This is a genomic window from Ferrovum myxofaciens, from assembly GCF_000735045.1.
GTDB classification, from domain to species: Bacteria; Pseudomonadota; Gammaproteobacteria; order Burkholderiales; family Ferrovaceae; genus Ferrovum; species Ferrovum myxofaciens.
On sequence record NZ_JPOQ01000016.1, the window covers coordinates 17,514 to 30,611 of the forward strand.

Genomic DNA, 13,098 nt, shown 5'->3' on the forward strand with positions numbered 1-13,098 from the left:
GTTTCATGAGGTAGGCCATGCCGTCAGAGACATCAACAGTTTCCGGGTGGGCACCGCAAAATCGGTAAAGGTCAACGTCACGGCTTGCATGATTTTTTCAAAACCGGCTTCCGATTGAGAAACACTGTGACAGGGACGAGAAATAACCCGACAGGGCACGTCGCAACCCACGGTGATCCCCCCGCCCAAGACCTCATCGCGCAGGACCAACTGGGTCACCCCGTGGAGTTCGATGTCCTGACCGAATCCCCCGGGAATACCCCCATTGAATTCAAAACGGCCGGCGGGGCCATCGCAACTGGGCATAACCAAGTTGAGTTCGATCTCGAAGGTTGACCAGAAGACAGGATCAGGGTGCTCATAGCGTACCAGCAAAGCCTGCGCAAGAAGAGAAATTTCTTTTCTGGCCCCTTGTGTCCGACCCAGAAATTTCACGCCTGAGTCTGTTTCATTTCCCCGAATCTCATCATATTCGAGTAGATGTCGTTCCCCATCTCTTCGGGCATAATCGGTGAAAAGCGCGCGCCGGGTCGAATCGAAGATCAAATCTTCGGCGGTCAGGGGATGTTTGAACTGCACCACTTCGTGGGGATTACCGACGCCTGTAGAAGAGGATGCCAGCACGGGTTGAGTCAGAACTTTGGCATGGTAATGCTCCCGCTGACGAGTCAACGTATCTGCAAAATTATGGGCCAGTTCGTAGACATCCAGTTCCAGTACATGAGCAGGACCACTGCCGGCAATGATCGCCTGAATCTGCCCATTCTGAAGAATGATTTCCTCGTGACCATCCATATCCAGATCGTAGCGGGTCAATGCAGGGCGCGGTTGATGCCGGTCGAGATCGCCCTCCAGTTGTAATAGTGCACGATACAAGGCACGTCTCAGATGCGGAAGATAAAGTCCTCCGAATAAACCATGCCAGTAGGCATCATTGGCTTGAGTTTCATACAACAAACGACGGCGTTCTGCGGTCTGCTGTAGCGCAGGCAAGGCGTGGAAACGGGTGGACAGTCCCAGCATCCGTTTATGCAGGTGATTGGCTTCAGGATAGCGCATCATGAAGTTTCGCCAGATCCCGCCGCGCAAAAATGGACGGTCCCGGTCATAAGTTTGCTCATTCCTTGCCCGTTCCACCAAAGAGGCATAGTGCTCCCCGGCTTGAGCCGGCAAGGTCCATTCATTCATTTCGATGTACGAGGTGGTGGGCAGATAAACCGGCCCCCGGGTTGCATTCTGGGCATGGTAGCGCGCATAGGTCATGGGTTCGATGAAGGGAGAATTGAGAACCCCCTGGATGAACTGTTCCAACCATCCCTTTTCATAGACCCATTCATAGGTCTCTGGCCAGATGCCAAATTTTTCAATATCATCGAAATAGACCGCAGCTTCCATTCGATCGTCACGTGCCATGCTTTCCAGATAACTGACGACTTCGTTGGCTGATGTAAAGGGAATACGGTAGCGCAAACCCTCGGCAATAGGAAATATATCGAGTCTTTCTCCGCCTTCTTCCGTGCTGAAATAACCATTCAGACGCTCTGCGGGCACTCCGGCACAAAGAAAATGATAGTCGTCCACCGTGACGTAGCGTACCCCGCTCTGGTGTAGCGCGGATACCACGGACGATTCCCAGACCCGTTCGGTGAGCCAGGAGCCGCTGGGTTCCACTCCGAAACAATCGTGAATTCGTTGGGACAGGAATTGCACCTGACCCCGTCGATCTGCTTCGGGAATGGCGGCCAGAACCGGCTCGGCATAACCCGCCGTAAAGAGTTCGGCTTGTCCGCGCTGAACCATGATTTTGAGCAATTCCATGTCTTCGGGATCATGGATCAACCATTGGTCCAGCAACCAACCACTGACATGCAGGGCAAAGGGAAATTCCGGAAAGCGGGCCATCAAACGCAAAAAAGGACCATAACAACGCTGATGGGCATCGGCAAGGACGGAAGGAAAATTACCGACGGGTTGATGCGCGTGAACCCCCATCAGAAAAGCGATTTTTTTTGGCATGACAGACTCGTTCAAGAATGGATATTACGTCGCATGGCACCCCCCGCTTCCTGACTACGACTTCCCCGACTGAAGGGAAGGGACAGAATGCAGGGAGGATCGAGGGACAGAAGTTGATAGAGGGTCGTCAAGTTCAGGCGATAGAGCCGGTCAAATAATTGCACACTTTCAGCCGAGTTGTAATCCCCAAACCACCAGAACCAATCTGACCCTTCGCATACAGCCAGTTGACGAATGACTGGACCTTGTCGGTCAGGAGACAGGGAGGGAAGAACGCGATCACAGGCTGCTTTGGCCTCTACCAGCAAGTCCCAAGCCATATTCTTGTCAGGATTTCCAATCCAGGTGGTCAGGGATCCGTAAACCCAACTTCCCGCTACCACGTGTTCCAGAACAGGCAAGTCCATTCCATCGGACTGCTGACACAGGGTAGCAAAGGTGACTGGGCATATCAAAGGGTGAGAATCCAGCGCTTGATAGAGATAATCAAGAAAATAATAACCGTTGTAGGGGTAGTATTCCCAAGCATTTTCTCCGTCCAGAATGACCGTAACCACGGGATCCTGATCTTCGGGCGCAGACTCCAGAATCATTTCCAGTTGACGAATAAAGTCTTCGGCCGCGCTTTTACCATCCCATTGCGCATACTCAAACCCGATTCGATCGGAAAGTTGATCATCCCGGAAAAAAACCCGCAACTCATGACCTTCGGTTTTGAATAGGTAGGGTTGATAAAGCCACTGTTCTTTGGGCAGGGTTTCCTGTCCCCAGGATAGACGCAGGGTCTTGGCCAGAACATTTTCACTGCTGGCAGTCCATGCAAGGCCCTGCGTGGCAAACATTTCCAGAGTGGCGGTGGACAGGGCTCCTTCTCCCGGCCAAAATCCAGTTGGATTTTGGTCAAACTGTCGATGGTAGGCCTCAAGGGCTTTCCAGATATGATCGATGGCTCGGTTTTCTCCTCCCGGGTAAAGGGAATGTCGGGGCAATGCCAAATGAGGCACAGCTTCCCGCGCCGAGGCAAAGTCCAGGAGGAGTGGAAGGATGGGATGGGTATTGGGTGTCGTGGACAGTTCCACTTGCCCTGATTGCTGAAGTGCTCGATAACGCGGCAATATCGAACTCAGAGTTTCACCGATCAGCGTATTCAAGGCCTGCCGATCTGCCAGGGTATAACCACTGCCCTGCGCCATCAGGCGACCCAGGAGTGGAATCGTCTTGCGCAGGCTTTCGCCCATCCAGGCCAGGTGGTACCAAACCAGAAGGTCTGCCAGAAACCGTCCTGAAACATAGAGCGCAGGCTCTGCACCATCCTTCTGGAAACGTTGGATACAGTCACGCAATCGGGCATAACCCGGAAAAGGATCGATCATCTTGGGGGCATGACAGCGCAGACAGGCATCGATCAGAGATTGGCGTTCCGCCAATGAAAGTTCTTCCAGCGAAGGGGTGACCAGCCAGCGCAGGAGGGGGTCGCGCCAGGTGCCTTCATGAAATTGTTCCGCATAATCCACCAACTGATCCATCAGGGACGGAACCAGGTTCACCACTACCGGCAGATTCGGGTAACGCTCCAGGTGTGCTGCCATGTCCGTATAATCTTTCAGGGCATGGAGATAGGTCCAGGGCAGTTCAAATTCACGGGTCAGAGCATTGCGATAATCCGGCTGATGCATATGCCAGCACAGGATGAATTTCAGGGTACGTGTCTTTTTCGTCATGTTCAGAATAATTCTAGCCAGGGTGATAATTGCGTTGGTTGAGCATTTCGGCGGTGATGAGCGTGATACCATTTTCCGAAACGTAGTAGCGCTCCCGATCTTGTACCGGATCCAGGCCAGCCACCAATCCTTCGGGAATAATACAGCCACGATCGACCACTACCCGTTTCAACCGTACGTCCTTTCCTATCCGAACATTGGGCAAGATCACTGCATCTTCCACCAAAGCATTGGCATTGACGTGAACATCAGAAAACAGGACCGAACGCCGTACCACTCCGCCACTGATGATATTACCGCCGGAGATCAGGGAATCCACGGCGTACCCCCGTCGTCCATCTTCGTCAAACACGAATTTGGCGGGGGGAAATTGCTCCTGATAGGTCCAGATTGGCCAATTCTTGTCATAAAGATTGAGGTCAGGGATGACCTTGGTCATTTCCATATTGGCATCCCAGTAGGCGTCCACTGTCCCCACGTCACGCCAGTAGGGTGGAGTGTCCGGTTCGCACACGCAACTTTCTTCAAAAGGTTGAGCAAAGACACGGTGCCGAGGGACCAGCCAAGGAATCAGATCATGCCCAAAATCGTGGGTGGAGGTGTTGTCCTCTGCATCACGGGTCAACTGATCCAGAAGGAAATCGGCACTGAATACGTAGATCCCCATGCTGGCCAAGGCCCGACTGGGATCCTCAGGCAGAGGATTGGGATGCTCAGGTTTTTCATCGAAGGCCACGATCCGTCTTTCGGTATTGACCGTCATGACACCAAAAGCCGAGGCTTCCGCGACGGGCACCGTGAGACAGGCAATGGTCATATCCGCCTGCGTGCTGACATGAGCCGCCAGTAACTTGCCATAGTCCATCTTGTAAATGTGATCGCCAGCCAGAATGATGATGTGGCGAGGGGCATGCCCACGCAGGATGTCGATATTCTGGTAGACCGCATCTGCGGTCCCCTTGTACCACTCCTCTTGCATGCGCTGCTGGGCCGGAAGCAGTTCCACGAATTCATTGAATTCACCACGCAGAAAACTCCATCCATGCTGAATATGCTGGATCAGACTATGGGCCTTATACTGAGTCACGACCCCGATACGACGAATGCCAGAATTGATGCAATTGGAGAGAGGAAAATCAATGATACGGAACTTGCCCCCAAACTGGACGGAGGGCTTGGCTCGCCACTTGGTCAGGTCCTTCAGGCGAGAACCTCTGCCACCTGCCAAAATGAGGGCCATGGTATTCTTGGTCAGTACGCTGATGAATCGTTCAGAAGCAATATCACGGGGGCTCATGCGAACTCCTGTTGAGAAAAAAAACAATCACGAAATGAAATATCGTTGCGCACTCGGGACCATTATAATGGAATCTTTTGTAAAAATATGACAGGGATGAATTATGGCTCCTAATTATAACGATAGCGCCCTGCAAAAAATTTTGCAGGGCCTCCACCATGACCCATTTCATCCCTTGGGAATTCATGCCTCTGGTCATGGTAAATGGCATTGGCGCTTATTCCTGCCCTATGCCCAAGAAGTGGAAATATGGACCGGAAGTCAATGGGAAACTGCCCAGCGGGTTCATGACCAGGGCTTCTTTTGCTGGAAGGGAGCAATCTGCCCCCCCCGTCCCGGTCGCTATCGACGTCGTGAAGATGGCATCGAAATGGAAACCTGGGATCCTTATACCTATCCACCCCAATTGAGTGACCATGACCTGTACCTCTTCAGCGAAGGGCGTCTTCTCCAGTTGCATGCCATGCTGGGTGCCCATCATGTCACGGTGGGCGAGGTATCGGGGGTTCTTTTCTCCGTTTGGGCACCCAATGCTGAACGGGTGAGTGTGGTTGGCTCCTTCAATCGCTGGGATGGCCGTCATCACCCCATGCGCGTTCGGGCTCCCCACGGGGTGTGGGAATTATTCGTGCCTGACCTTACCCCAGGAACGCTCTACAAATTCGAGATCCGCAGCCGTCAACATGGGTCTGTACAACTCAAAACTGATCCCTGTGGGCTTCAGTTCGAACATCGTCCGGGAACGGCGGCTGTGGTAACGGGACCTTCTGCTCATCTCTGGAACGATAGCGCATGGATGTCGGAGCGGTCCAAAAAAGACTGGTTGCACTCGCCCATGAATATCTATGAAATCCACCTGGGTTCCTGGCGAAAACCTTGGGATCGGGATTTTCATACCTTTGCACAAATTGCCGACCAGTTGATCCCCTACGTCCTCGAGTTGGGTTATACACACATTGAACTGCTCCCCATCAGCGAACATCCTCTGGATGAATCATGGGGTTATCAAACCACCGGATATTTCGGTGTTACTCGCCGGTTTGGTACGCCAGATGATCTGCGTCACTTTATTGATCGATGTCATCAAGCCGGAATTGGTGTATTGCTGGATTGGGTACCTGGCCATTTTCCCAAGGACGACTTTGCCCTGGCTCGCTTCGATGGCAGCGCGCTTTATGAACACGAGGATCCCCGATTAGGCGAACATCAGGAATGGGGAACTTACATCTTCAATTACGGACGCAATGAAGTGCGTGGATTTTTGTTGGCCAACGCCCATTTCTGGTTATCAGAATTCCATTTTGATGGTTTACGGGTCGATGCAGTTGCCTCCATGCTCTATCTGGATTATTCCCGCGCTGCCAATGCCTGGATTCCCAACTGTTATGGGGGGCGAGAAAATCTGGAAGCCTTGGCCTTCCTGCGGGAGATGAATGAAATGGTCCACGGTCAGTTCCCTGGGGCCCTCACCCTGGCCGAGGAATCCACCTCCTGGCCCATGGTTTCTCGCCCGGTTTACGTTGGAGGACTGGGATTTTCCATGAAATGGAATATGGGTTGGATGAACGATACCCTGAGTTATTTTTCCAAAGATCCGGTTTACCGCCGTCACCACCAAAATGCGTTGACCTTTGCACAACTCTATGCCTATTCCGAGAATTTCGTCTTGCCTTTTTCCCATGACGAGGTCGTACATGGCAAAAAATCCTTGCTGGACAAGATGCCCGGGGACTCCTGGCAACGTTTCGCCAATCTACGCTTGCTGTTCCTGTATCAAATGACTTCACCCGGCAAAAAACTCAACTTCATGGGCAATGAGTTTGCCCAAGGTGGGGAATGGCAGGTTAAAAGCGAACTGGACTGGAAACTGTTGGAACGCCCCCAGCATCAAGGAATTCAACATTTAAGTCGTGATCTCAACCACTATTATCGCCAACATCCGGCATTGTTTGAACTGGATTTCGATCCCGCCGGTTTTGAGTGGGTGGACTGCAATGATCATGCGCAGTCGATTCTCAGTTTTTTACGCAAAGCGCGGGATGGTCGCATGTTGCTGATTATTTTAAACTTCACACCCATTCCCCGTCCCGAATATCGCGTGGGAACTCCTTGCGCAGGGTCCTGGCGCGAATGCGTGAACAGTGATTCCCTTCATTATGGCGGTGGGAATCTGGGCAATCAGGGACGGCTGTGGACAGCACCCATTCCCTGGAACGGGTTCACCCAATCCTTGTCTCTTATGCTCCCCCCCCTAGGGGGCTTGATTCTTGAACCACAGGCCCATTGAGTCTATCCCAACATTCTTCGAGGAAAAAAATGTCCGCATTGACGAATAGTTCCCTTTGGCAAACTTTGAAAAAGCACCGAGAAACCCTTGCGTCTCTCACCCTGCGCCAGTTATTTTCCGAGGACCCGGCTCGCTTTGATCGGTTCAATGCCAGTGCCGGCCCCTTTTTTCTGGATTACTCAAAGAATCTCATGACCACCGAAACTCTGGATCTGCTCCTGAATCTGGCTCAACAGGCTAATCTTCCGCAGACCATCCAGAAAATGTTTGCAGGCGATCTCATCAACCGAACAGAACATCGAGCCGTGCTTCATGTGGCCCTGCGTGCAGGGCGAGATGCCCCGCCCTTGAAGGTACAAGGACAAGACATCCGCGCCGAGGTACAACAGGTTTTGAAACGCATGGAGACTTTCGTCCATCAAATTCGTTCGGGGGAATGGCGCGGTTATGACGGACGTGTCATCACCGATGTGGTCAATATCGGAATTGGGGGCTCCGATCTGGGGCCTGCATCGGTGATGACCGCTCTTCCAGCCGATTGCACAGGCCCGCGGGTTCATTATGTCTCCAATGTGGACGGGGCACATTTAACTTATACCCTGAAGTCCCTAAACCCCGCCCAAACTCTCTTCGTGGTGGCTTCCAAAACCTTTACCACTCAGGAAACCTTGCTCAATGCCCATTCGGCACGGAGTTGGTTTCTGGACGCCGCGCAACAGGAACAGTATATAGCGCAACATTTTGTGGCTATCTCGACGAATGAAGTCGAGGTAAGCCGTTTCGGCATTGACCCTCAGCACATGTTTGGATTCTGGGACTGGGTCGGCGGACGTTATTCGCTGTGGTCGGCCATCGGACTTTCCATTGCATTGGGTATAGGAATGGATAAATTCAATGAGTTACTGGCAGGAGCTCATGAGATGGATGAGCATTTTAGAACCGCTCCGCTGTCCCGGAACTTACCCGTTCTGATGGGCTTGATCGGTCTTTGGTATATCAATTTCTTTGATGCTCAAACCCATGCCATTCTTCCCTACGATCAGGGGTTGGAACGTTTTGTCGCGCACATCCAACAAGTCAGCATGGAAAGCACAGGAAAATCCGTAACCCTGGACGGCGAAACGGTGGATTACGCCACCGGAGCCGTGGTTTGGGGGGGGGCGGGAACCAACGGGCAGCACGCCTACTATCAATTATTGCACCAAGGAACTCATCTGATTCCTGCGGACTTTCTTCTTCCGATGCGTAGCCGTGTCCCACTGGGGACGCACCACCGGGTATTGACAGCCAACGTGTTGGCACAAAGCGAAGCCCTCATGCGCGGCAAAACCAAAGAGGAAGCACGTCAAGAATTGCTTGCCCAAGGAATGTCCGGAGAAGCTCTCGAAAACTTGCTCCCCCATAAGGTCTTCCCCGGCAACCGCCCCAGCAATACGCTTCTTTTCGAGGAACTCACTGCCCACACGCTGGGAGGCCTATTGGCTTTGTACGAACACCGCACCTTCGTACAGGGAACTCTATGGAATATCAATGCCTTCGATCAATGGGGAGTGGAATTGGGCAAACAGTTAGCGCGCTCCATTGAACCCGAACTGTCGGAACAAGGGATGACCTCCGTGCATGACGGTTCCACCGGTGGTTTGATTCACCATATTCGGGACACTCTTTTTGGCCTATCCAGAGGTTGACCATGAATATTCTTTTTTTGACTTCTGAAATAGATCCTCTGATCAAGACTGGGGGACTGGCAGACGTATCCCGCTCACTTCCTCTGGCCTTGCATGCCTTGGGCCATGAGCTGCGTATCTTGTTGCCCAATTACCCCGGTGTGCTGGCACAGTTGCCGGATTCGCACTGCATCCTGGAAGACTTTCCGTATGGCTTACTTCCCGCCCCTGCGCGTTTATTGGAGGGCACCTTACCCGATACGTCATTGACACTCTGGATTCTGGATTGTCCAGAACTTTTTGACCGCTCCGGTGGCCCCTATCAAGACAGGAAAGGAAAGGATTGGCCGGATAATCCGGCTCGTTTTGGCACCTTCTGCGTCGCCGGAGCCTGGCTGGCTCAACAGGCAGGACTGCGCTTGAACTGGGCCCCTGCGCTGGTTCATTGCAATGACTGGCAAACTGCCTTGACCCCGGCCCTGATGAAGTTTTGGGATTGTCCGATACCCTCGGTACTCACCATTCACAATCTTGCTTTTCAGGGAAATTTTCCTGCCCACTGGTGTTTGCCCCTGCATTTGCCCAGTTCGGAATTCCACATGGAAAGCCTCGAATTTCATGGCCAGTTGTCCTTTCTGAAGGCTGGTATCGTACACGCGAATCAGATCACCACCGTCAGTCCGCGTTACGCGCAGGAAATCCAGACCCCCCAGTTGGGCTGTGGAATGGAAGGATTACTGCGTCGGCGCGCTTCCGATTTGATCGGTATCCTGAATGGCATCGACGAATTATGGAACCCGGAGATCGATACTTTCCTTCCAGTTCATTATACGGCTCGAAAACTTCAGGGAAAAACCCGTCTCAAGAAACATCTACAGATGAAAATGGGGTTGCCCGTCCGACCCGATGTCCTGTTGATCGGCATGGTGAGTCGTCTGACCTGGCAAAAGGGGATTGATCTGGTACTCGATACTCTGGAAGACTGGCTCACGGACGAAATTCAAGTCGTCGTATTGGGCAGTGGTGATGCCGAAATAGAAAGAGAATTGGCCCACTGGAGCAGTCGCTCTCCCGAGCAAGTACGGGTTATCCTGGGATTCAATGAAGTCCGCTCCCATGAAATCATTGCCGGGTCGGATCTGTTTTTGATGCCCTCTCGTTTTGAACCCTGCGGATTGGCACAGATGTATGCCATGACTTATGGGACTCTGCCCTTGGCTCATGCCACCGGGGGATTGACGGATACCATCGTACCTTATCAGGCACAGAGCCAACCCGTGGAAGGAACGGGCTTCCTCTTTGAAAACGCCCTTCCCCGGGATTTTCATGAAACCCTCGCACAAGCCCTGACCTGCTTCCACCAGAAGGAAATATGGCAACAATTGATGCGCCAGGCCATGGCACGGGATTTCCGCTGGAACAAAGCGGCGCTGGAGTACCAAACGCTTTACCAAACCCTTTGATCCGCGTCGTGCCCCCCTCAGGGAGAAGGATCACAACCAGGTCATCAGGCCCAATTCAAAGGAATGAGTCAGGCTTTCGTGGTAAGGATAAACGCGGATACGATAATCCAGTTGTCCACATAATCCGGGTTGCAATTCCAGCGCAAAGAGATGCTCTGTTCCTTCCCCCAAGGTCCCTCGGCTTTGGAATTGGAAGGGAGGTAGCACGGGAACACCGCTGCGACTGATGGAACGGTTGAGTAACAACTCCACACAGACATCCTTAGGCTCCAGTCCCCGTAGATCTACGGTCACCTCAATATTCATGGAACTGCCAAATTTGATCCGTTTGACGGGTGAGTCCACCCGTCGAATGCGCACCCCGGCCCAGTGATGACGAACTTTCTCTTTCCAGTGGGCAACATCGCGGGCCAATGCCGAATCATTTTCCATAAAACGCTTTCCCTGTCCGGAAGCCGGTACATAGAAATGATCCAGATACTCATCCAGCATCCGACCCGTATTGAAATGAGTCAGAATGCTGACCATGGAGGCCTTGGATTTTGCCACCCAACCTTGAGAATATCCAAATTTTCCACGTTCGTAGTAAAGAGGAACCACTTGATCCTGAATGATTTCATAGAGCGTACGCGCATCTTCCCGGTTGCGTTGCGTCTCGTCCAGATAATCAGGGGCGGGGCGGATTGCCCACCCATTGTGACCATCGTAGCCCTCTCCCCACCAGCCATCCAGGACACTCAGATTGATGGTACCGTTGACCCCCGCTTTCATGCCTGAAGTCCCGCTTGCTTCCAAAGGATAAATAGGGGTATTGAGCCAGACATCCACGCCAGCCACCAAACGGCGCGCCAGACCCATATCATAGTTTTCCAGGAGCAGGATTTTATCTTGAAACTCGGGCATGCCGGCCACTTCATGAATGCGCCGAATCATCTCCTGACCAGGTTCATCTGCTGGGTGCGCCTTACCTGCAAAAACAAAGACCACAGGACGTTCAGGATCCAGGAGAATCTGACGCAGCCAGTCCAAATCAGAAAAGAGCAAATCTGCACGCTTGTATGTGGCGAAACGACGGGCAAAACCGATGGTCAGAACATTGGGTTCATGGACATTGGCATATTTGAGAAGCCGTTCCATGTGCGCATCATCGCCCAGATTACGTTCATATTGGGAGGCAATCCGTTCGCGCACGGCATGGAGCATCTGTGACTTGAGCGATTGACGGACGCTCCAGTACAGATGATCGGGAATTTCCTGAACCCCTTTCCAGAAAGAACGGTCCGACAGGCGAGAGCGCCACTCCGCACCGATGAAACGATCAAAGAGTTCGCCCCATTCACGGGCCAGGAAGGTGGGAACATGAATGGCATTGGTCACATATCCCATGGGGTTTTCATGATGAGGAATCGCTGGCCAGAACCCTGAACAGATTCGCGCCGATACTTCACGATGAATTCGGGAAACGCCATTTTGAAAACGAGATCCGCGCACTGCCAGTGCGGTCATGTTGAAATCGCTGTGCCCCACTCCGGGATCATTGCCCAGATCCAGCAATTGATTCAGAGGGATATTCAGATCAGGACACATATGTCCAAAGTAATGGGATACCATATCGCGCGGGAAATGGTCATGTCCGGCAGGCACAGGGGTATGAGTGGTAAATACGGTATTGCTGGCAACGGCCTCGATCGCCGTGGAAAAATCATAACCGGTCCGTTTGATCAACGTACGGATCCGTTCCAGAAGCATGAAAGCGGCATGCCCTTCGTTGATGTGCCAGACCGTGGGCTGAATGCCCATTTTCTCCAGTGCGCGCGCGCCTCCCACCCCCAGAATGATTTCCTGTTCGATCCTGACCCTGCGATCGCCTCCATAGAGTCGGTGGGTAATTTCACGGTCATCGTGGTGGTTTTCCTCAAGGTCCGTATCCATCAGGTAAATCTTGATGTTACCTACCCGTGCCCACCACACTTTGACCTGAACCGGCCGAACACCAATGGTGACGCTGACTCGCACTTCCTTGCCTTCTTCATCGAGGACCGCATGAACCGGTAATTCGTCGATATCGGAGTCAAAATTCAAGGCCAGTTGACGCCCACTACGATCAATGTTCTGGGTGAAATATCCTTGGCGATACAACAACCCCACGCCAACGAAGGGCAATCCCATATCGCTGGCAGCCTTGCAATGATCCCCCGCCAAAATCCCCAATCCTCCAGAATAAATGGGGAAACTTTCATGAAATCCGAATTCGGCACAGAAGTAGGCCACCAGATTCCCGGGCGGCAACTTGTGTGGTTTGCGCAGCAATTCATTGTGGTAGGTATCGTAGGCAGAAAGCACACGATAGTAAGAACTCAGAAAAGCCTGATCTTCGGCAGCTTCGTTCAACCGGTACTCATCCACTCGGCGCAGGAAACGGATGGGGTTGGACCCTACCAATTCCCAAAGACGAGGGTGCATCCGGGCAAACAGCGTGCGACAGGATCGGTCCCAACTGTACCAGAGGTTATAGGCCAACTCTTCCAGACGATTCAATTTTTCCGGAATGCGGGGACTGTTTTCTACCACAAAGCGGGTCCCGGGCAATTGATCGTTTTCCATAGGATCCTTAATAATTATTCACAAAGTCATTCAGAAAATTGAC

General features: G+C 52.4%; 7 protein-coding genes. 3 read left to right on the plus strand and 4 right to left on the minus strand.

Translation table 11 applies throughout. The features are described 5' to 3' along the window. Positions 1-3 precede the first annotated feature (3 nt). Genes IV91_RS0103660 through glgC form a run of 3 tightly spaced genes read right to left on the minus strand, consistent with a single transcriptional unit; the run spans position 4 to position 5,034 of the window. Positions 4-2,016, minus strand: a complete 2,013-nt coding sequence (locus IV91_RS0103660; protein ID WP_031596088.1) for an alpha-amylase/4-alpha-glucanotransferase domain-containing protein — start codon at positions 2,014-2,016, stop codon at positions 4-6. Between the two features lie 11 nt (positions 2,017-2,027). Beyond that, positions 2,028-3,737 (minus strand): glycoside hydrolase family 57 protein, encoded by a 1,710-nt coding sequence (locus IV91_RS0103665; RefSeq protein ID WP_031596089.1) that lies wholly within the window; start codon positions 3,735-3,737, stop codon positions 2,028-2,030. A gap of 13 nt (positions 3,738-3,750) precedes the next feature. After that, entirely contained in the window at positions 3,751-5,034 is a 1,284-nt protein-coding gene (glgC, locus tag IV91_RS0103670; RefSeq protein WP_031596092.1) for a glucose-1-phosphate adenylyltransferase, read from the minus strand. Positions 5,035-5,137: 103 nt separating this feature from the next. On the opposite strand from glgC, the gene glgB reads away from it, so the two are divergent. From glgB to glgA, 3 genes are read left to right on the plus strand one after another with little or no spacing between them, the layout of a single operon-like run. After that, a complete protein-coding gene (gene glgB, locus IV91_RS0103675; protein WP_031596094.1) occupies positions 5,138-7,321 on the plus strand; it encodes a 1,4-alpha-glucan branching protein GlgB in 2,184 nt (727 codons plus the stop codon). A gap of 29 nt (positions 7,322-7,350) precedes the next feature. Next, on the plus strand, positions 7,351-9,009 hold the full coding sequence (pgi, locus tag IV91_RS0103680; RefSeq protein WP_031596096.1) for a glucose-6-phosphate isomerase: 1,659 nt from the start codon (positions 7,351-7,353) through the stop codon (positions 9,007-9,009). A gap of 2 nt (positions 9,010-9,011) precedes the next feature. Beyond that, the gene (gene glgA / locus IV91_RS0103685; RefSeq protein WP_031596098.1) at positions 9,012-10,451 is read left to right on the plus strand and encodes a glycogen synthase GlgA; all 1,440 of its coding nucleotides are present in this window, start codon (positions 9,012-9,014) and stop codon (positions 10,449-10,451) included. Between the two features lie 30 nt (positions 10,452-10,481). On the opposite strand, the gene glgP is transcribed toward glgA, so the two are convergent. After that, on the minus strand, positions 10,482-13,055 hold the full coding sequence (gene glgP, locus IV91_RS0103690; RefSeq protein ID WP_031596100.1) for an alpha-glucan family phosphorylase: 2,574 nt from the start codon (positions 13,053-13,055) through the stop codon (positions 10,482-10,484). Positions 13,056-13,098 lie beyond the last annotated feature (43 nt).

Coding starts and splice junctions, on each gene's coding strand:
- IV91_RS0103660 (WP_031596088.1), bottom strand. CDS start 2,016: ATGCCAAAAAAAATCGCTTTTCTGATGGGGGTTCACGCGCATCAACCC.
- IV91_RS0103665 (WP_031596089.1), bottom strand. CDS start 3,737: ATGACGAAAAAGACACGTACCCTGAAATTCATCCTGTGCTGGCATATG.
- glgC (WP_031596092.1), bottom strand. CDS start 5,034: ATGAGCCCCCGTGATATTGCTTCTGAACGATTCATCAGCGTACTGACC.
- glgB (WP_031596094.1), top strand. CDS start 5,138: ATGGCTCCTAATTATAACGATAGCGCCCTGCAAAAAATTTTGCAGGGC.
- pgi (WP_031596096.1), top strand. CDS start 7,351: ATGTCCGCATTGACGAATAGTTCCCTTTGGCAAACTTTGAAAAAGCAC.
- glgA (WP_031596098.1), top strand. CDS start 9,012: ATGAATATTCTTTTTTTGACTTCTGAAATAGATCCTCTGATCAAGACT.
- glgP (WP_031596100.1), bottom strand. CDS start 13,055: ATGGAAAACGATCAATTGCCCGGGACCCGCTTTGTGGTAGAAAACAGT.